Annotated in this window: 23 protein-coding genes; 4 read left to right on the forward strand and 19 right to left on the reverse strand. The window is 36.3% G+C overall.

Annotated elements, in window-relative coordinates:
• The 5 genes from dapF to ACP8HG_RS06545 all read right to left on the reverse strand — a co-directional run bounded on the left by dapF (position 1) and on the right by ACP8HG_RS06545 (position 6,373).
• Entirely contained in the window at positions 1-912 is a 912-nt protein-coding gene (dapF, locus tag ACP8HG_RS06525; RefSeq protein WP_438298379.1) for a diaminopimelate epimerase, read from the reverse strand.
• 13 nt (positions 913-925) lie between these two features.
• A complete protein-coding gene (locus ACP8HG_RS06530) occupies positions 926-2,164 on the reverse strand; it encodes an LL-diaminopimelate aminotransferase (protein ID WP_438298380.1) in 1,239 nt (412 codons plus the stop codon).
• Between the two features lie 247 nt (positions 2,165-2,411).
• Complete coding sequence (locus ACP8HG_RS06535) at positions 2,412-3,206, reverse strand: helix-turn-helix domain-containing protein (RefSeq protein WP_438298381.1); 795 nt, start codon at positions 3,204-3,206, stop codon at positions 2,412-2,414.
• 444 nt (positions 3,207-3,650) lie between these two features.
• Complete coding sequence (locus ACP8HG_RS06540; protein ID WP_438298382.1) at positions 3,651-4,163, reverse strand: GNAT family N-acetyltransferase; 513 nt, start codon at positions 4,161-4,163, stop codon at positions 3,651-3,653.
• A 1,061-nt stretch (positions 4,164-5,224) separates the two neighbouring features.
• Positions 5,225-6,373 (reverse strand): MFS transporter, encoded by a 1,149-nt coding sequence (locus ACP8HG_RS06545; protein ID WP_438298383.1) that lies wholly within the window; start codon positions 6,371-6,373, stop codon positions 5,225-5,227.
• 117 nt (positions 6,374-6,490) lie between these two features.
• Here ACP8HG_RS06545 and ACP8HG_RS06550 point away from each other — a divergent pair, with 117 nt between their 5' ends.
• On the forward strand, positions 6,491-7,360 hold the full coding sequence (locus ACP8HG_RS06550) for a LysR family transcriptional regulator (protein WP_187044888.1): 870 nt from the start codon (positions 6,491-6,493) through the stop codon (positions 7,358-7,360).
• 129 nt (positions 7,361-7,489) lie between these two features.
• Here the strand turns inward: ACP8HG_RS06550 and ACP8HG_RS06555 are convergent, their stop codons facing one another.
• Both ACP8HG_RS06555 and ACP8HG_RS06560 read right to left on the reverse strand, forming a co-directional pair.
• Positions 7,490-8,689 (reverse strand): MFS transporter, encoded by a 1,200-nt coding sequence (locus ACP8HG_RS06555; RefSeq protein WP_438298384.1) that lies wholly within the window; start codon positions 8,687-8,689, stop codon positions 7,490-7,492.
• A gap of 666 nt (positions 8,690-9,355) precedes the next feature.
• Complete coding sequence (locus ACP8HG_RS06560; protein WP_338656604.1) at positions 9,356-9,598, reverse strand: hypothetical protein; 243 nt, start codon at positions 9,596-9,598, stop codon at positions 9,356-9,358.
• Between the two features lie 378 nt (positions 9,599-9,976).
• On the opposite strand from ACP8HG_RS06560, the gene ACP8HG_RS06565 reads away from it, so the two are divergent.
• On the forward strand, positions 9,977-10,216 hold the full coding sequence (locus ACP8HG_RS06565) for a hypothetical protein (RefSeq protein WP_438298385.1): 240 nt from the start codon (positions 9,977-9,979) through the stop codon (positions 10,214-10,216).
• A gap of 178 nt (positions 10,217-10,394) precedes the next feature.
• The gene (locus ACP8HG_RS06570; RefSeq protein WP_438298386.1) at positions 10,395-11,012 is read left to right on the forward strand and encodes a cupin domain-containing protein; all 618 of its coding nucleotides are present in this window, start codon (positions 10,395-10,397) and stop codon (positions 11,010-11,012) included.
• 352 nt (positions 11,013-11,364) lie between these two features.
• On the opposite strand, the gene ACP8HG_RS06575 is transcribed toward ACP8HG_RS06570, so the two are convergent.
• Positions 11,365-11,607, reverse strand: a complete 243-nt coding sequence (locus ACP8HG_RS06575; protein ID WP_438298387.1) for a hypothetical protein — start codon at positions 11,605-11,607, stop codon at positions 11,365-11,367.
• Positions 11,608-11,698: 91 nt separating this feature from the next.
• Positions 11,699-11,941, reverse strand: coding sequence for a hypothetical protein (locus ACP8HG_RS06580; protein ID WP_338656599.1), 243 nt, complete (start codon positions 11,939-11,941; stop codon positions 11,699-11,701).
• Positions 11,942-12,548: 607 nt separating this feature from the next.
• On the opposite strand from ACP8HG_RS06580, the gene ACP8HG_RS06585 reads away from it, so the two are divergent.
• Positions 12,549-13,184, forward strand: a complete 636-nt coding sequence (locus ACP8HG_RS06585; protein WP_438298388.1) for a pentapeptide repeat-containing protein — start codon at positions 12,549-12,551, stop codon at positions 13,182-13,184.
• A gap of 378 nt (positions 13,185-13,562) precedes the next feature.
• Here ACP8HG_RS06585 and ACP8HG_RS06590 read toward each other — a convergent pair whose 3' ends face one another.
• The 10 genes from ACP8HG_RS06590 to ACP8HG_RS06635 all read right to left on the reverse strand — a co-directional run bounded on the left by ACP8HG_RS06590 (position 13,563) and on the right by ACP8HG_RS06635 (position 20,684).
• Positions 13,563-14,000, reverse strand: a complete 438-nt coding sequence (locus ACP8HG_RS06590) for a GNAT family N-acetyltransferase (protein ID WP_338656598.1) — start codon at positions 13,998-14,000, stop codon at positions 13,563-13,565.
• A 160-nt stretch (positions 14,001-14,160) separates the two neighbouring features.
• Positions 14,161-14,496, reverse strand: a complete 336-nt coding sequence (locus ACP8HG_RS06595) for a hypothetical protein (RefSeq protein WP_438298389.1) — start codon at positions 14,494-14,496, stop codon at positions 14,161-14,163.
• Positions 14,497-15,071: 575 nt separating this feature from the next.
• On the reverse strand, positions 15,072-15,398 hold the full coding sequence (locus ACP8HG_RS06600) for a MazG-like protein (protein WP_338656595.1): 327 nt from the start codon (positions 15,396-15,398) through the stop codon (positions 15,072-15,074).
• Between the two features lie 128 nt (positions 15,399-15,526).
• Positions 15,527-15,745 carry a hypothetical protein gene (locus ACP8HG_RS06605; protein ID WP_338656594.1) on the reverse strand — a complete coding sequence of 73 codons (219 nt, stop codon included), beginning with the start codon at positions 15,743-15,745 and terminating at the stop codon, positions 15,527-15,529.
• A gap of 299 nt (positions 15,746-16,044) precedes the next feature.
• A complete protein-coding gene (locus tag ACP8HG_RS06610) occupies positions 16,045-16,281 on the reverse strand; it encodes a hypothetical protein (RefSeq protein WP_438298390.1) in 237 nt (78 codons plus the stop codon).
• An 81-nt stretch (positions 16,282-16,362) separates the two neighbouring features.
• Positions 16,363-16,749, reverse strand: a complete 387-nt coding sequence (locus tag ACP8HG_RS06615) for a hypothetical protein (RefSeq protein ID WP_438298391.1) — start codon at positions 16,747-16,749, stop codon at positions 16,363-16,365.
• A 338-nt stretch (positions 16,750-17,087) separates the two neighbouring features.
• Complete coding sequence (locus tag ACP8HG_RS06620) at positions 17,088-17,789, reverse strand: class I SAM-dependent methyltransferase (RefSeq protein WP_438298392.1); 702 nt, start codon at positions 17,787-17,789, stop codon at positions 17,088-17,090.
• Between the two features lie 76 nt (positions 17,790-17,865).
• Complete coding sequence (locus tag ACP8HG_RS06625; protein ID WP_438298393.1) at positions 17,866-18,348, reverse strand: GNAT family N-acetyltransferase; 483 nt, start codon at positions 18,346-18,348, stop codon at positions 17,866-17,868.
• Positions 18,349-19,719: 1,371 nt separating this feature from the next.
• Entirely contained in the window at positions 19,720-19,950 is a 231-nt protein-coding gene (locus ACP8HG_RS06630) for a DUF3953 domain-containing protein (RefSeq protein ID WP_399632462.1), read from the reverse strand.
• Positions 19,951-20,051: 101 nt separating this feature from the next.
• On the reverse strand, positions 20,052-20,684 hold the full coding sequence (locus ACP8HG_RS06635; protein WP_438298394.1) for a histidine phosphatase family protein: 633 nt from the start codon (positions 20,682-20,684) through the stop codon (positions 20,052-20,054).
• Positions 20,685-21,040: the final 356 nt, after the last annotated feature.

Raw genomic sequence — 21,040 nt, forward strand, 5'->3', positions numbered from 1 at the left:
TTAGATCCTCCCCTTTTGTCTAAAATCATTGCCTTCATCGATTACTGAACCATTAATATAGGTGTCTCTCCCCAATTCTCCATGGCAGATATATGTTGCTTTTCCTCTTTTCCAAATGTGGCCATGTTCATCCCAGCTTACCGTCAAGTCTCCTCCAGGTAGATGAACGGTTATCGGAAGATGTCTATCCAACATATCGTTTAATGTGGCAGCTACTACCGCAGCGCAAGCCCCTGTTCCGCAAGCCATTGTTATACCCGATCCACGTTCCCACACTCGATAATCAATTTCTTGGCTGTTCTTGACATGAACAATTCCGACGTTTATTCGTTCCGGGAACAAATCAGAGTGTTCAATTACAGGACCTATTTTATCTAATGGCACTTCATTCACATCATCAACAAACATGATTGCGTGTGGATTCCCAATCGATACACAAGTCACGTAATACACATCTCCTCCAAAAGAATGCGGTTCATTTATCGCAACCGAGAATGGATCTCCTTGCATCGGTATCCTATTTTTTAGTAGTTTGGGCTCGCCCATATCAACAGTTACATACTGCACGTACTTTTCATGGTCTACATCTACTTCCAAACTCACCACCCCACCCAACGTTTCAATTGTAAAAGGAGATGTTGTAGCGTACTTTTGATCAAAAAGAATCTTTGCTACACAACGCAAGCCGTTGCCACAATTCCTTGCTTCCGATCCATCCACGTTAAAAATTCTCATTTGAAAATCTGCTATATCCGAAGAGCCTATTATTATTATGCCGTCAGACCCGATACCGAAGTTCACATCAGATACTATTTGAGCAAGCTGATTATAGTCTTGGTAGTCCATTTCAGTTTCTAATTGATTGAAAATAACGTAGGAGTTTCCCAAACCATGCATTTTAGTAAACAACAACTTTATCCCCCCCTTAAAAGATGAATTTGGATGTACTCAACCTCGCTTTGATTTCAGTGATTACTCGTTGCTCTTCTTTCACTCCTTTCGCTTGAAACGTAACCGAAAATCGCACATAGTGTCCGGCATCATCCCATGGAACACTGGATATTAAATGTTCACGTAATAAATATTGGCTAAACTCTTCCGCTGACTGAAAGTGAGGACCGCTTGCTACCGCTTTTGGTATCTTTGTATATAAGAAAAATGATCCTTTCGGTTTTTTAACATTAAAGCCACACTCACGTAAAACTTTTTCCAAAAGATTGTGACGCAGTGAATACTTAGCTACAGTTTGTTCTGTAATTTCTGGATGAGAAAGGGCAAATGCCGCTGCTTTTTGTATGGCGATAAATTGACCAGAGTCAATAGTGTCCTTCACTGTCTTAATCACTTTGACAAGTTTCGAATTTCCTGCCATAAAACCAATGCGCCAGCCTGTCATATTGAATGATTTCGATAAGGAATGAAGCTCTATTCCAACCTCCTTTGCCCCGGGTACAGAAAGGAAGCTTAACGGCTTTTCATCATCGAATACGAGAGCAGCATAAGAAGCATCATGCACAACGATCAATTGATTTTTCTTTGCAAATTGGACTACTTCCTCAAAGAATTCTACAGTTGCTACAGCCCCTGTTGGGTTGTTCGGATAATTCAAGTAAAGTAGCTTCGCTTTCTTGAGAATACCCTCATTCAATGAATCTAGTTTTGGCAGAAATGAATTACTCTCCAATAGCGGCAGATGGACAATTTCTCCTCCGTAGTATTCTGTGTGAGTGCCTAAAATAGGATAACTGGGCGATGGCATAAGTGTAATATCACCAGAATTGATGAAGGCTGCAGGAAGCATCGCCAAGGCTGACTTTGATCCGATCGAATGGTTGATTTCGGTTTCTGGGTCGAGGTCATACACTCCAAATACATGTTTCATATATTTGGCAGCTGCATGCTTCAACTCAACTATCCCATTATCCGCATACATGCGATTTTCAGGCTTCTTTGCTTCTTCTGCCAATATTTCCACAACTGCTTCATCTGCCATTGCATCAGGCTCTCCAACGCCAAGATCGATCAATTCCATATGAGGATTTGCCTGCAATGCTTCTTTTTTTATTCTTTTTATTTTTTCAAATTTATAGATTTCCTCTTTTAAACCAAATTGCGGACCCCCTAAACGGTCTGCAAACAGTTGTTGTATATAATCAGCTGACATATCTATTCCCCCAAAACATTCATGACATTTTGCTTATGATGTACTCATTACATTCAATGACTACCTCCATACTTCTTGAATAGCCCAACCTACCTCTGTTCTCCTCTACTATTTGAATTCATTTTCTACTTTTATAATATCGATTATTAAATGGAATTGATTTAGACTTATTGCTTAAACATTTGCACTTTTTTAGTGATACCGTAAATTTGCAATAAAAAAAGCCAAGCATAAGAGCCTGGCGAGTTTAACGAATTTCTGAAGGGTTTTTACCTGTGTACTTTTTAAATTGTCTGCTGAAAAAATGGAGATCGCTGTATCCAAGGACATACGCAGCTTCTGTCACTGTCATACCTGAATAACGGAGTAAATGTTCCGCTCGTTCAATGCGCGAACGAATGATATATGATCTAACCGTATGGCCAATTATTTGTTTAAACTTCAGAGAAAAATATCTTGGAGAAAGATTGGCTCGAGCTGCTAAACTTCCAATTGAATGTTGTTCACCGGGATGCTGCTGAATATAGTTAGCTATTTCCCGAACAGTTTCCAGCAAGATATTGCTCGTGTAAGCCATTTGCTCTACCTTTTCTTCTTCTTCTTCTGCTCTCAATAGGTGAATCATTAGTTGCTTTAAGATGAGCTTTGCCTCTATTTCCATTCCAAATGTTTTCACTAATAACAAGCGAACGTATTGAGTTAAGAGTGATTCAAAACTGAAAGTATTTTCAACCATCCGATGGGCGGTAGGGACCAATTGTGGTGTTTCAGTTAAGTCGAAATGAATATAGGTTAATACTAGGGGGTCTTGGGGATTATGCGTGGCAGTTGTCACGTCTCCATGTTTAAAAAGAAAACAGTGCCCTTTTTGTATATCATAAGACTTTCCGTTTAGTACCAATATTCCTTCACCGCTCCAAACATAAAATAAATCATAATTAGGGAACGGTTTATCGCGCTTTTTCCATTTCCAAGTCGGCTCACAATGAATAGTGGCAAATGCCGGTTTCAAAATAAATTGATCCGGATTCAAATCTAACATGCAGCACCCCCTTATTTTTCAGCAAACCTTTTTAGGTAATTCCTAATAATGCTCGTCTACCTTTTGTCTTCGATTAACTCTATGTAACCATATTCGGTAAAACTCGCTAAAATTACTATCAACAGTGTATTCAATACAGTCTTAAATGGATAGAAATCCTTTACTTGCTATTATATGTCGTAGATGTACCGCATAAAGCTTCCAAGCACAGATAGCAAGTAGGTATGAAAAATTTGCCCATCTTGAGGTGATTGTCAAACTGTTTTTTAAAGCAACAGTATTTCAACCGTTGATACATACGCGCGACGGTAACATAAAAAGCGAAATCAGAGTTGCGCGTGAAGCATAAGGGACAACTCTATCACGAAATAGGAAAAAAAGAAAAGAGGTTTTAGAGATTTTTTTATTATCAATTCATTATAGTTCGTAGATTATTTATAACTTCTATATCCTATATTCATAATAAAGTTCTTCTTGCTCTGTATCTTCAAACCATTTCATGCATTTAAAAGGAAATCCAATCTTTTCTAATACTTTTAAAGACCCTTTATTCTCTGGACTTGCAGAAGCAGTGATAACCTGTACTTCCCCATGATTTATGGCGATTTCTACACAAGCATACGCCGCTTCTGTTGCGAAACCTTTGCCCCAAGACTTTTTACTATAATGATAAATTAATTCCACATTGCTTAATGAATTCACACAATTAAATCCAGCAGCACCTATAATTTCTTTAGATTCTTTATCTTTTACTGCGTACACGGATAAACCGTTAATTTCATGACATTTCCTATAGCCTTCGATAACTCGGCCCAACACATCACTTGAAGAAGCACCATCGCATAACGCCATCACTTCTTCATCACCCCAAAACTTTTTCACTGAATCTAAGTGAGAGTCATTAAACACACATAGATATAAACGTTTAGTCTCATATACAATTTCCACTTTTTTCACCTACTTATTTATTGTTAACTCAATTTCTGTGATTTTATCAGCTTTGGTAAATGTTATTGTTGATTTTTCTCTCCAATTTTTCACAGTTAAACGTAGCTACTATTCTAAATTCTACCTTCTTATTGTAGAATCACAATACAAAGAACAATTGTTGAGCATGCCCATTTTATAGAGGCAGTTTATTAGGATTGTTGAATGACCTTTCAATCAATACAAATCTGATAGTGAAATTCGTACAAAGGGTTTTTATTACTTATAGAACGGTAATAACACACTTGTTGATTAACCAAAAACAACCAATTAATAACTTAATTGACTACTAGGCGCTCGGTTTACAGTTGCTTCTGGCTCGCTTTGGATTGAACAACTTCTATACATAACTGAGCTATTTTTATGTATAGGAATGCGACTTCGCCGCATTCCTATACATTTTCTTCAGTAATTGTCTGGTGGTCGTTCATCCGTCGCTCTCCAAAGGCAAAGGTACACGAAGTGCTAATGCTTTTGGGAACGAGGGAATAGAGGGGTTCCTAATTGGTTAAAAGCCGCCAAAGATGCAATTTTGGCGGCTGAAACTTTCTTTATGGTCTTTTCTTTTCTTATTTTAGGAAGTGTCACTTTCTATAGGGTCATAAACCTTACTAAAGAACACCCTGTACAATGTACCAGGGTGTCCGAAATTGCATCTTCGGGCACTGATACCTTTTGAAAAAGGTAGCTATTCTTTACTTCTAAAGCAGCTGCACTTTTCACTTAAACAGTGTAGGTTTGCGATAGGTACTTATTCACAATAAGATGATCGAAAAGAGTGTGCCGAAAGCTAACCGGAAATGGTCCAGTGAAAATGAAGGTTTTCAAGCCTCTTCTTACTTGTTATTTATGCAAGAAAATGGTTAATCAACAGACGTGCGTTAATAATTATTATCGAAGGCTCAAGGGTGGATACAATGTTTTAACGGGGTTGTAACAAAGTGTCTTGACAATCATCCTACTTTGCTTTAAGTATTAGAAAATATTAAACACCCAATTAAAAAACAACATTAAATTTTCACAGTGCCAAATCAATGAATCGATTGTTCATTGTTCCCTATTTTTAAGATTGTGAAAAGCATTACACATAAAATGATCAATAGTCCTCCCAATGCTGGAACAAAGTTATCAAAAACATCAATTGTTAATCCAATAAATGCAGGACCGAGGGCCCCGAGTAGATAACCACCAAATTGCATCATCGCAGACCAAGACACTGTTTCTTCAATATTTTTGGCCTCTTGAATAGGTAGAAGTAGTGCCAAAGGAAACAAACCACCAGCCCCAATACCAAGGAAAACTGTAGCTATCCACGGAGAGTAATTTAGCAGTAAAATCAAAATCCCTATTATTTCTGAAAAACTACAGACTAGTAACCAAACTTTTCTATTACCCGTTTTGCTAACGAGTATAGGTATTAAAAAGCTTATGGGAATTTGGATTACTGTAAATAGAGTCAGAATCAAACCGGATTGAGAATAGCTGAAACCCATTGATTGTACGATTGGAGCCAACCAAGCTGTTAGCGAATAAAAGATAGCCGCCATGCACCCAAAAAACAACATGAATAATGTCACCCTTTTATTTTTTACAAACAAAGCTGAAATAGGCAAGGTATCTGTACTCTTTTCTGCTTTGTTTAGAAGTGGTATAAGTAGTAAAAATGCAGGAACCGCTAATATACTCCAAAAACCTAATGCGTGTTGCCAAGATTCATTCATCCTCTGGTATGTAGGCACGGAAAGACTGGATGCAACCGCTGCCCCAATCACCATTGACACGGAATAAACCCCCATTAAACCATGATTATTGGGAAAGTATTTTTTTATAAATCCTGTAATTAATGGTCCAGCAATCCCTATTCCAATCCCGGAGAATAAAGCTGTCGCAAACAACAAAAAGCTATTATGAACGAACATACGAAGGAATGTAGCAACGAATATCAAAGACATTGCTATAAGCAGAGACTTCTCCATTCCCAAACGTTTATTTAACTTAATGGCCAATATGGAAAATAGCCCCATACAAAAAACCGGTAGTGCGGTTAGTAAACTAGCTGTCACCCCGCTCATACCTAAATCCGTTTGGATGATATCAAGTAAAGGCCCAACAGAAGTAATCGACGGTCTTAAATTTAATGAAACAAAAAATATAATCATCACAAGATAAACAAAACGCATGTGAAACATCTCCTTCATTAAGCATTGCATTCATTGTATATTTGCGCTTATAATAGTTCAATACTATTTTTTCTATACAAACCATAGCTGTAAGCTATCATAAAAGGAGCATGTTAAATGGAAATCAGGCAGTTACACTATTTCCTTATGTTATGCAAAGAACTTCATTTTACTGAAGCTGCCTACAAACTAGGTATTTCACAACCAACCCTAAGCCAGCAAATACGGGTATTGGAAGATGAATTAGGCCAACCTCTGTTCGATCGCCTCGGAAAAAAAACCGTTAAGACCGAAGCAGGTAATCTCCTTGAGCACTACGCATTGCAAATTGTTCAACAACTAGAAAACGCAAAAAATGCTATAGAAGATCTTACAAATCTGAATACCGGTCACTTACGTGTAGCAGTATTACCATCCGATCTTGATTATCGATTAACAGCATTACTAATCGATTTTCACAAAGAATTTCCAAATACTAAAGTGCAAGTGATTCCATCTATTGATATTTTAAATAAGGTGTTAGAAAATGAAGTTGATATTGGTTTTGGGCTAGCGATTCAACCAGACAGTCGTTTAAATCGCATCCCTTTTCATACCGAATCGTATAGTCTTTTCGTTACTAAAGATCATGAATTAGCAGACAAAGGTATTATCTTGCCGGCTGACTTGGTAAATCTGCCTTTAGTTATGTATCCGAAGGGATTCTCTGGACGTGATTTGATTGAGACTTGGTGTTTAAGTCAAAAAATTGCTATCGATGCCCTGATGGAAACAGGATCAGCCACATCTTTGTTTCAACTTGTAAAAGCAGGGATTGGGGCTACTATTCAACCTAGTCAACTAATTGAAAGTTTCCAATCACTCGGTATCCGTGCTATTCCAATCAAGGATTCCCCTACTAGGAACTTAGAGATGTTTTATCGTACTGATAAATATTTAAGTCAATCTGCAAAAGCATTCTTGAACCGAATGGAAACCTTTTTTTAATGTAAAAATACCATTTAAATGTTTATTTATAGCTGAAGTGTAAAAATAGTTCTATTCTAAAAGCTCTTAAATTGAATAAACCCCACAAAGAACATATTTCTCTGTGGGGTTTTCACTCTATTTACTTCATTATTCTTCACGCATTTTTTTATCGCCAATCATAAACGTCAGGATGAGCATCATCACATACAGTAACATGATAATGCCGAACGTATAATGATGGTTCGCCGTCCCGTCATAAACAACTGCAATCAGAAGAGGCAATAATCCCCCTATGATGAAACCGCCTGTTTGCATCATTGCAGTCCAAGAACTTGCTTCCTCAGCTGTCTTTGTCTCGTCAAGTGGTAAAAGAAGTGCTATGGGGAATAAACCGCCAAGTGGTATCCCCATGATGAATGCGCCTGCCCACATGAGTGTATGGATCCCTGTCCAGAACAGCGCGACTGCGAGCATCCCCGCAATAAGCATTAGCATAAGCCAAAACTTTCGTGCTGGAAAACGCTCCATCAGCAAAGGTAGGAGAATGTTTAAAAAGATTTGGACCGTCGTCATAATGCTAAGGAGAGTTCCCGCCTGCAGCAATGTCATTCCGGAAGAAATTGCAATTGGCGCGAGCCAAGTAATAATTGAAAAGAATGCAGATGACTGCAAACCGAAAAATAGTAAGAATAGCCATGCCTTCCGTGTTTTCCATGGGGATCTCACCTTTTTCTGTTTCCCCTTTACGACAACGGAATCGAGTTGACGTACTTCCATGTTCCCTCTCATTGCTAAAAACCAGGCAACTAGACCGAGAAGTGCTAGCATGGACCAAATACTAAGTGCAAACAAGTAGGATCCTGTTCTATCAAAAAATACAGCCGTCAGTCCTGCACTAGCTGCAGACCCGACCCCCATCCCGAATGAATAAATTCCGATAACAGATGCAGCGCGGTCCGGGAAATACTGCTTGATCATTGCGGAAAGGAGTGGCCCGATTACTGCAATAGCGATACCTATAAGGAAGGCTGTTCCGATTAGAATTAAAAAACTGGAAATGAACCCGCGTAAAGCGGTCATTAGTCCAATTAGTATAAGCATTGCATAGATTGTATACTTCAATCCAAATTTCCGGTTCAACACCGGTGCCATTGAGGCAAAAACGCCCATACAAATGACAGGTACCGCCGTCAATAGACTCACCTGTGCATTAGATAACGTCAACTGCTCACGAATTGTTTCAAGCATGGGCCCAATGGAAGTGATAGCTGGCCTCATGTTAATGGATATCGCAAAAATCGCGAAAATAATAAGAAATGCGTTTTGTTTAGTTACTTTTTTAGACATTTACTCGTTCCTTTCTTTCAGTAAAACAAATAGCTCTGGGCGTTCATTGCTGAGGGAAACTCTGGTCATCCCCCTAAAACGGACAAAGTAGGGTATAGTATAGTCTAGTCTATGCAAGAACTCTAACTATCCTATCTAGGATGGAAGGTTTTCTTCTCCATATTGATCAAGGAACTGTCTTTACATCACTTCAACACCATAAACAATCAAAGAAACTTGGCTTTATTCCAAGAATGTCAAGAAGAGAAAACTGCTGGGACAACACTGTAATGGAGAGTATCTTTTCACACTAAAGTGGCATGTAACACTAAATAAAATAAGCCGTCTTACAATTAAATAAATCGTCATAGACGGCTCTTTGTCATGCGTACCCAAGTGGTTCGCTATTTTTTTAATTCGAGCTTTCTGTCTAGCATAGCAAACCGTAGATTTAAAATAATAATTAGTGTGTGGTGCTACAATCACATATCCCAGTGAAAACACAAAATAACCAAACATTCAATAGAGTGTCTAGTTTACATTCTATCACGTTATGAGGGTAGTGTTGCGAATAGTACCATGTGTGTATAGCTAACCGGAGTACTTATCCACTATAGCAAACTCTATTATTAATTCCGCCATTACCAATCCCCTCCCAGTGTTATACGAGAGGAATTCGGACTTTTTTCATTGCTCATAACTTCTCTTTTCAAACTTATATGCTGAAACCTTATAATCAATAAATGCACCAATGAACCCTATAGGTATACCGCCTGCAGAGGTTGAAAGTAAAATAATAAAAAGATCTACCCTCCCTACTTTTTGGTACAAAAAATAGAAGACTAAAACGGTTCCAATTGCTGTGAATATCACCGTGAAATAATAAGTTATATTCACACATTCTTCCTCTCCCGTCAATTTCTCACTCATACCATACCCTCATTTCTTGGAACAACAATAATGTACTTTTATTATTCACTTACTTTTGTTGTTTCAATCAATTTAGGCATGATATCCGTATTATCCTCACTCGGAAATACGTGCGCGATATGCGTTTGATATGTTTGCTATTAAGTTTATCGGATTCATATATTGCTCTTTCGCTTAATGTTCAAACTGCGTATTAAACAGTTTTCATAATGTGTTCCGATTGCCTCTGTGGTACTATCATTTAATACATAATGAAAGGAACTAAAGCCATGATTATATTAATACAGTTGATCAGCTCAATACCCAGCTTGTAGGGCGTGCTGCAACACCCATTGACGTGCCTTGCAAGCTCGGGTTTCTCCAAGGGAGCTGATCCAAATGAAAAACCGTTCCAAAGCCTATACTCGCCATCAGCGAGAGAGAATCATTCAAAGAAAATGGGCAATTCTAAAAGATGCTCTGCAACGAGAAGGCGAGTCCATGCCCGTGCGTGGGACATTAAGCAAAGGAAAAGTCCATTGTTCTTGTAGAATGTGCTGCTATGAACAGTATCATGGCATCCCAAAATCTAAATATAAAGCACAATGGGAAGCGATGCAGAAGGAAATAGACGATTAAGTCTATTTCTTTTTTTAATGGCTTTTTTTATTTCACATAATGTGTCCACCGTTTATCGCACCGCACATGTATCAGCGCAAGAAAGTAAATGACCCTTCACACTAAAGTGGATTCATACATATCCTGTAAAAGTATGCTACCAATGCATATTTGACATCATATAAGGAAGGATGTACTTATGAATTCGAATATTGATTACACTTCACCAGCAACTCAGTTCACTTTTGACGTAAATGACAGTCCGATTTTCAAAAAAGACAATCAAAATTTTATTAATGTGTTAGGTATCAAGCAATTAAACACATTAGAAAATGTGTCCTTACTTGATATCTTTCTTAGCGCTGGCAATGTCATCGAGCCACATTACCATCAACATGCTGCAGAGCTTGTTTATTGTATTTCTGGAGCTTGTACTGTTTCATTTCTGAATCCTTTTACAAAAGAAATCCAAAATTATCCTATTACCCCTGGGCAAGTTGCAAACGTGCCGCAAGGATGGTGGCACTATATAGTAGCTACTTCTAATAACACTCATTTTTTAGGTATTTTTAATGCACCAACTCCGGAAGTAATTCTAGGGTCTGACCTCTTAAAATTAACGCCTTCGAATATTATGGCACATACCTATTGTATGGATGAGAGTCAATGGAAAAAAGCAATTGCTCCCGTTGAGCCTTCTACATTTATCGGACCCCCAAAGGGCTGTAACAGAGTGAAAGAAACCATCTCATATCCAGTCCCACATTCTGTAGAGCAATACGCCGACCAAATGTGTCCATATACTTATCAAAAATAACAATTTATCGTTCTTTCTCTTTGAACGCATCCATCCCATTCACTACTTTACTTGACGTTCGAATTGGCGACCTCCTCACTAATCTGTGGACGGGTCGCTCTTGCTTTGTTCAATTTAACCTTCTCACTGACGACGAATCGAGCTGTTGACGATTGTGTCGGTTATTTTTTCACTTCAAGTTGAATTTCTGAATAGTTCTACTCCAGACTGATAATCCTCTTTTCCGGGTCCTGTACTATATCCTGCATGTTCTTCCCCTCCATTTGTCTCCTCACTCCCCTTTTCTCTATTTATGGGTAAATAAAAAAGAACGCCCGGATAGACGTTCCTGTTAATCGATTAATGCATCCAGTTATTTGTTTTTTATATAGTCCATTCCTTGCGTTGTTATTGCTAATACTAGATTATCTGACCCTTGCCCACTGTCTATGGCATATTCCTTTTCGATTAGGTGTTCAATAGCCAGTTTGCTGTTTAAATCTGCATTTATCATTGCTTTGGGTAATTTATAACTTCCTCCATTATTAGCGAAATGATAATCATAAAGACTTTGTAATAGTATATCCGATAACTTATTTCTTTCTTCATTAGTCATATGTAATCCCTCCTCTTCCTTCTACCATTCGACAAATGAAGAAGGAATCCTTTAAATAAATAATCGCCAGTGACGGACGAACGTTATAGTATTACTCGATTTCACTTAATTTCAATTCCGTAAAACTTTTTCTGATAATTTCTTCAGAATAAAAATTTATTTTCCCACATTCTGTAACCTCTTTGTATTTTACTCGGTAGCATTTATTGCTTATCCTAACAATGTCCGCATCCATCATCAATTGCGCAGTTTGAAAATCAACAATTCCTTCACTGCTCCCTCTAGCTCCCAGTCCAAATTCAGTAATAGCATAAACTTTGACAGCCCCACTCATAAAACCACTCCTCATATATCTAATACTTTAACACTCTAACACCTTAATGCTTAAATACTATAATATCCGACAAAAAAAGGAATATCAATCCTAATAAAAGGATTCAGATTGGTCATAAAAAATACACCTCTCAACCTAGGTGTTCGTTTGTTGTAGAAATAGAATCGAACCAAGATATTTTATAGAATTGATTAAAGCTGAAAATCATATCACCTTGACTATGGCGACATAGTAATTCAGGTTCCCCCTTAATGATTGCATTGAGTTCTGTCTTTTCGCTCGCAGGTCTTTTAATTTTCTACCATCATCTTCAGACACATCTTGCCCAAATACCCATAACTTTCTATTCTGAGTATCCATCGATAACAAAAATTAAAGTGAAATGAATACTTTATTTTCTTGATGTTGATAAGTTAGCGTTGGAGAAACTTCGCGTATTTAACTGAATCTCGCCGTTAATTTAAGAAAAGCTCCTAACGTTGCACACAGATTCCCTTAAAAATATAGTCTTTTATAATAATCAATAATAGCTTAGAGTTGCTATTCAAGGGATGAAGTTCTTTCCTTAAACAAATGCACAAAATTTATATTTGAGAGAGGTAGTTAAATGAAAATCGATTCACCAAGAATACCAAACGATTTACCTACAATCAATTTCCAAGATATTTTTTACCAAGAAGATCCAGAACTTGAATTATGTATAATTAATGATTCCTTTTTTGCTAATGAAGTGTTGCATAGAGTGCGATTATCTAAAATGTCTTTAAAAAATTGTAAGTTTAACAATACTAATTTTAGTAATATCGACATTACTGATGTTATTTTTGATAACTGCGATTTTTCAAATGCTAACTTGAGTAGTTCTTCTATACATAGGACGGTATTTAAAAATTGTAAATTATTAGGTCTGGATTTTACAGAGTCTCGATTTGGCAATGTTGAGTTTGATAATTCTTCACTGAACTTAGCCTCATTCGGAAATTCAAAACTAGAAAGAGTTAAATTTCTAGACACATCATTAGTAAGCTCTGATTTTTATGATTGTATATTTAAAAACGTCGAATTTAGATTATGCAACATAAACAGAGCAAACTTTGAAAAGACACCACTTAAAGGAATCGATATTAGTAATTCTACTTTTGAATCACTTACAGTATCTCTAGCAGATCTTAAAGGCTGCAAAGTGAGTTCTTTCCAAGCAATTCAATTTGCTTCTCTATTAGGCTTGATAGTTACTGATTGAATTTATTCTAGTTATATAATTAACTTTGCCAACTAAACTTAGACAAAAAATGGCCATTATAAAATCCCATTCATCATAGTCGTTAGCTGACTAACAATAAGAGGAATTTTTATAATGGCACACCACTGAATATCATACAAAAACGTAAGATGTTTCTTCTATAAGATTGATGTAAGGCCCCTTTAATTGGTTTTGCATAGAAAACAATTAACACGGAATGATACTTCTCCAACCTGTAGCACATTTATTATGCACACTAGTTTCCTCTTTTCACCAAACGCACAGAATGAATGCTCTTATTCCGAACAAACAAGAGAAGACCGTCAATAGACAATCTTCTCTTGTTCAACTATTACATCCATTAGTGAAATATCATATTTATTTTAAAGTTGTTTTAAACACATAACTAGTTTTGGCATACTTCATTTTATCCTCATAAAAACGGTGTGCATCTGTACGCTGTAATCCTGAAGATAAAGAAACACTTTCATAATTATTTTCTTTTGCCCATTCATGAACATATGTAAGTAGTTTTTCACCGTATCCTTTTGAACGTATAGTAGTATCTGTAACCAAGTCACAAATCCAAATAAATCTGCCACTAGAAAGTGTTATCATCGGCTTCAAACCAGTAACTGCAACAATTTCACCACCATCTAGTAAAGCGAACATTTTATATCTATCATTCTCTTGCGCAGCAATTACTATTTCAAGATAAGTATTTTCATCCAAGTGAGTTCGTAACTGCTTCATAACAGGAAATGCTTCAATAATTTCATTGCGTGATTGAAGTTCTTTAATTGTTAACGTATCCATAAGTGGAAACTCCTTTCCAATTTTTCGCCGAATTGAATCTAACATAGTTTTTCGTCTACCTTACTTATTGAAGAAGAATCGGCTATTCTTAAAGATTTTATCCTTTTTCCAACTGATGCTCCAGTAAGTTGAATAAGTATTAATTTGAACAAGCCCTAATTTAAAGCACAAATACTATAATCATAATGAATGAATTAATATTTATTAAACAGCTACCACTTGGTGCACCTGTGGTTGCTTGTGCCCACGTATTATTTAAAGTGCTACCTGGATTTTTCTGTTGTTCTTTTGCCTTTAATCTCTCTCTTTCTTTTTCTTCTGCAGACATATTACCACCACACCCATTACATTTTTTATATTTACTACTATCAATAATTTGTTTATCCTTTTTTGATAATTCGTTATTAGTGAATGATTCATCATTATATTTTCGACAAGGATAATTTGCAAGGTCACTTTTCATTAATACGATTAAGTTGTTTCTATCGTAACGCATTTACATCTTCCCCCACACTTGTAATTCGACTTACAGTGAGGAAGTCCTCTTTTTGGTTTGATATTACGCAACTTTTTGCTTAACGTAAAAAAGCGACCCAGCCACAATTTCAATTTGTGGACAGGTAGCTTTGGTTTTGTACTTATTTAACCTTCTCATGGATAACTAGGCAACGTTGATACCACAGTGTTCTCGGATTATCCATATTAAAGACTGTCAATAGATAATCTCCTGTTGTTCGACTAATGCGCATGCTAGCCATACATGTAGCGCAAAACCAGAGCTACACCATAGAGGATGAAAATGTGTGCTGAACGGGTATTGGGTCGATCTACTATGATGGGCAGAGAAGCCCTGGCTCCAACGACCACAGTGCATCACAGACTGTCGTACCCAATATTGGCAGCACTTACGGGAGATCAATCCTACTCTGGTTACTGCCCCAGCCTTGCCTATATTCTAGGGTGGGTGGGTGGATGTATGGGGATGATTTTTCATTTACCTATCCATTCCATATTATCATTCTTATAGCTCAGCTTTTTTGGTTATGCGCTATTATCAATAAGCTTATTAGCTCAATCCCCTATTTTCTTTTCGGTTTTGGTTAAGAATTTTTCCAATGCTTCACTAATATCAATATCCGTGCGGTCAGCCAAATTAATCAGCCACCACATACATTCACCAAGCTTATGTTCAAGTTCAGATTCAGTTTCTCCATTTGTTGGCCAACGCCCTTGTTGAGACATTGTTAGACGACCTACCAAACCAGCATCTGTCAGGAAAGCTAGCGCATCTTCTTCTACTGTCCATTCTTTTTCATGATACTGTCGTTCTAAATTATGGTAGGTTTTTCTTAATTGTAAAGAACGTTCAACGGCTTCACTAAAATTCATATTTTTCATTTTGTTTCCTTTCTTTTATAGACATGTATTGTTCATCTGTTTGTGGTTTGATAAGGGCATCTAATCTTACTCCTATAAAATAAAAATAGCGCCAATTCCTCTTTAATAGAAATCAGCACTTCGTTTATTCACTCTACGCTGCGTGACGCTTTTGGCGGTTGGCACACGTCACATTTACGTTGGTTATTATTATTAAATTTCGTAAATGTTTTTTCAAAGTTGCTACCACATGCACATTTAAATTGTAACTTTTGAGAAAAACCGAGATATTCATTCGTTAACAACTTACTTTCCGAATTTTTCTCAACAAATTCTCTAATTTTATCGATCGTCCATCGTTTAATCATTCTCTTACACCTCCATATTTTATCTATAGGCGGAGGCTTTTTTGGGGCATCCGTTCTATTATGAGTTAAAGTCGTAATTATCCTAAGCTCCTCATTATAACATGAGCTGTCACACAATCAAACAGATGGAAGGGAACTTATTTAACGAATTTGTCCCGCCAGTTGAATAAGAACAGAGCATTGTTCTTTATTTGCCCAAATTTATACGAATACCACTTTATAATCAATAGATTTATGGTTGATTCTTAGATTGATATCTTGCTACGTCTATAATCAACTCGTTGTACTGGTTCGAGACGTTAATTCCATAATTTCGCATAAACCGAAAAACCTCGCTGATTTTCTATATCTTTAACGACTCCTGTAAATGATTCATACCACTTATGGGCAAATATCATGATTCCAACTTCTACGGCGAATTCTATTGATTCACCAATTCTCCCGCCAATTTCAAGAACATCTGTTCCTGTTAGTTTTGGGCCTACCGCTGCAGCCTTTGATTTCGGTGGTTTTGGAAGTGCTACCATTTTCATCATTCTTTCTGTACCAGTCTCTTAATTCCGCTAGGTGTTCCCTAAACATCAGTGATATGGCCAACTCTTCAGCGCTCTGATCAATCACGTTGTAGCAACTCCCCTTATGCCTTGATTTTCTACCATTGCAAAATAAATACCAATCAATTCTTCCGTCCTGTTACGTAGCCGTATATTCAAGTAGCGTCTCTTGTCCTCATAGCCGCCATGAATAAATGCATACTCGGTGAACGTCCCATCTTTTCCCCTTTTAATTAACTTCATGTTTTTTCTTCGTGCATAATTATTCGTTTCTGCCAATTCAGCTCGAACGGTCTTTAACGCACTTTCAACGATATAGGTGTAAGGTCCTTTCAACTTGAATGAGCTTGTTTTAATCACTTCTCGGTCTCTCTCCAAGATACTTATAATCATCGGTAAATAAATCATATTCTCGAAATACGGTAATGCTTCTCCTGGGATTAACGGCATTAGATCACCATTCTTTCTTTATATACGATGGGAACAAGCGCCAGCACGTTATCAAGTGTAAATTTCTGATTGGGGTTACGTAGAAACACTAGGCATGGAATGATACCTCAGCGACCTGCAGTACATTGATTCTTCGTTTGCTGATTAGATTCGTCTGCAGCCATGTATATCCATATCTAGGGATTCGTCATATTCAACTGACTTAATTAACCGATTACGTACATTCGTTCCCTGTCTTGATTCACTATACCGAATAAACGTTCGTCTAGCAAGCAAATGTAAGACCGTCAATAGAAGATCTCTTTTTGTTCAACTAACGCTCCCGGTTATTTCAAAAACTATTTCATTTGCATTAAGCTTGTCCACAAAAACTCTTCTCCGAAAAATTCACTTGGTTGAGTAATCTTTTTCATTCTCCTGAAATTAAGGATGTCAAAGTCCTTTGTGAATACTTCTTTAAGTCTCTTTTCTGTATAACCTATACCTTTATTTAAACTACCCGCTCTATAAAATTCCCAATCAGAAGTATCTAATGCACCATCTGTATTGAAGCACACCAAACCAAAATAGCCATTTGGTTTAAGTGCTTTTTTAATTACTTCTAAATATGATAACCGCCTATGTGGCGCTAAATGATGAAGTAAACCACAATCGTAAACAAAGTCATATGAATTAGGTTCAAAGGGAAAACTAAATAATGAATGGCAATAAAAGTTTATATCTACTTCATCTTTTCTTGCCCTTTCCATTGCCCAATCAATAGCATTCTGTGAAATATCTAGAGCATCCACTTTACAACCTTTTTGAGCCATATAAATAGCGTTTCTACCTGGTCCACAACCAATTTCTAGTACACGAGTCGGATTTAGACCATTCTCGTAATTCTCAACTAAGTTCTCATCAGGACCTTTTATTTTAAAGAATGGTATTTCCTTATCACGATTAGAATAAAAACCTTCCCAAAATTCTCTAGGTTCTCTTAATTGATTATCTAACATATTTAATAAATCATCGTAATTTAAAATAACTTCTTTCGTCATTTTGACAACCTCTTCCTTTTAATTATGCCGAAAAATAAGTAATTGGAATAGTTAATTAGTTATTGATTACCACTCTTTAATTGATTATTTTTTTATTGTTAAGATCAAACTTGAAAACATCAATTTTTTGACCTATATCATCTGTAATAGTCTCAACAAAACTCCATCCTCTATCTCGATAGTAATCTGAAGCATTTTCTGTTCTTAAATATAATTCTTTATAACCTAATTTCTTTACAACTTTTAAAGTTTCAGTTATCAGCTTTTGCCCTACTCCTTTACCCCGATGCTCAGGTTTTGTATATAAAGAAGCGAGCCATGGTTTGTACAATTCCCGTTCCTTTAAATCATTTTCAAATATTGATATAGTACCTGTACACTCGTTTTCTTCTATTGCAATTAAAGTAATTGGAAATCGTTCGGAATTTGTATTTGAAAAGTATATACAGACTTCTTCAAAAGTCATTTTACTACCTGTATTTACTACAAATTCTTTATATATCATATTTGAAACATCATTAACATAATCAGACCGGTTCGACAATAAATCAATAAGCATTATTATCCCCCTCGTATTTCTATACTTCTACAATAACTGATTGTTGTCCTAATCTCCCCAATAGTTGAAGAAAAACAGAGCATCGCTCTTTATTCGTCCTGATTCATACGAATACCTTTTTAATTCGACAAACAAAAAAGGCCCCCACTCTACTCTGTATGATTAAAGACAAGAAATTGTACATGATGTTTTATTACATCATAGATTGTTTATAATGTTACACATATTATTAATATGCACATTACCAAAAGGAAATTTTAGAGGTATACATTTTTATTTTACAATTACAAAGTGCTTACTCCCCTTTTTTAGTGGCTAGAGGAAGAAATTAACTATCGGGAAAACCGGGTGGGATGGAATGAATCGGAAGGAAAGATACGAGTAGCTGTTGAGGATTATTTGCTGAGTGAAATGAGCTGTAAGGTTCGTGATAAAGATCGTTTCGTTTTATGAATTTAACAAACAAACGCCCTAATACCATTGATTAATAGCGGTTGAAAATACATTGTGAAAAATCAAGAGCGATGGGTAACTAATCAATTTGAGCAGTTCAAATAGAAGCCGCTCACTCTATAAGAGGGTCAAAAACCTATCTTGGAGCAATTTATAGGCGTACAGCAGCACGGAAAGGAAAAAAACGTGCAGGTATTTCTGTCGCCATGCCAATTTGAAGATTGCCTATTATCTCTTAACACGCAAAGAAATTTATGTAGACTTAGACGAAGATTATTTCGACAAACAAAAACAACAATCCATTGTACGGTATTCTGTTCGAAGGCTCGAAAACTTAGGATACAACATTACAATCACTGAACCAGAAGTCTCCTAATCCAACAAATAATCTGAGTCAGGAACTAGACGCTGCACTCTTTTTTAAAAAATATTGAGCAGTATCTCCTTTAGTGTTGTCATTTTTGCGAAGTTTGGCGTTTAATTTTCATTGGAGTTCAAGTAAAAAAGGAGATGCTTTAGCAACTCTATGATCTTCCACTTAAGCAGCCTTTCTTTAATGGAATAACAATGAATTGAAAAGTTCTTCCAGAGAGGTTCTTCTTCATTGCATAATTAATAAATGAATGGCATATGAACGGTTGCTAAAGCCAGCAAAATAACATTGATTCCTATAATACTAGAATAGAATAGATGCGAAGTTAATAAAAAGAATTGAATAATAAGGACTGGAAGATATAAAAGAGAAGCACGTACCCTTTATTTTGCAGATAAATACTGGACACCTTCACAATAAGGACATCTCAACTTGATTCTAAATACCTGAGTGATCGTGTCTTTCCAACTCCATTTCCGACCACAATTCTGACAAGTTGGTATTTATACAACTCCCCTCTTTATTTAGTATCCTGCCCCGTAAGCTTAAAAAGTGTAAATGGCAACAAAAAATAAAAATGCTGCTGCAAGGATAAAAGATATCGCACTTGTTTTCTTTTTTGCTTGTAGTTCCGAAATCCCCGTAACCAACATAAACACACCTAAGAACAACATCATATATGGCATAAACTCAAAGTTTTTAGTAATTAGACCATAACCTGCTAATGCTATAACAATAACTGATAAGATAACTTTTAATATTTTCAATATTTCCATCTCCCCTATTAAGCCCCTGTACAATTTCTTGTTTAATCATATTATTTCGAACTCTTTTTTGTTATAAAAAATGGAATCCCTTATTGAACTAACATGCTGCGTTAGTTCAATAAAGGAAAATGAGAGGTATCATTAAACTTATTTAAAACATTCTGCTGAAAACTATTTTGACTTAGAACTGTAATACCTCCTACTGCTGAAGAAAAGTATGCGTTAACAATCCTTTTAGGTTCAAATTTCATCCACCAAGCCATAATATAACCCAAAGTACCACCATGTGTGACAATCAATAAATCCCCCCCCTTTTCCATTTCATATATCCTATCCATACAACTACAAACACGACTATAAAACTCTCTCCATGTCTCTCCATCTTTAAATTCTTGATAATCTAAATCAAATCCACTATTTTTCCTTGGTATTCTATTTTCTCTTGCCCAATCCTTTGTTTTTCCTGCTGCAACACCAGTATTTATTTCACGAAGTCCTTTATTTTTGATGACTTTTAAGTTTATCTGATTGCCAATTATTTCTGCTGTTTGTGCTGCTCTTAATAAATCAGATGAATAAAAAGCATATTCGTTATTATCTACTATTTCCTCTTTTAATTTGTCCCCTATAAGTTTTGCTTGTTTTCTCCCTAAATCTGTTAAAGGTGTATCTGTCCATCCTCCTGACATGTTATTTATATGGTGTTCTGATTGACAATGCTGTATCAAGATAATGTTTCTCATTCAGACTTCCCTCCCCTAAAAATTAATTTATTTCAAATTATCCTCACTTGTAGAATTATATTAATATTTTAATATCTTATTAAGCTAAACTGCTTCGTTAGTTCAACAAGAAAAAAAGCTAACTAAGACCTCTCGATCTTAAACTAAAGCATCCGTTAGTCTGACCCCCATGATCCCGGTGCATCACAGACTGTCGCATTCTATACGAATAGGACTCACGGGAGATTAGTCCTACTCTGGTTATTGCACCAGCCTGCCTTTATTCTATGAAGAATGGAGTTGGTTACTGACTAACTTTCAACTTAATATAATCATTTTGTAGGCTCAGTCTTTTTTGTTATGCTATTTTATTGATT

The sequence above is a fragment of the Sporosarcina sp. FA15 genome, assembly GCF_051550195.1.
Classification (GTDB): Bacteria; Bacillota; Bacilli; order Bacillales_A; family Planococcaceae; genus Sporosarcina; species Sporosarcina psychrophila.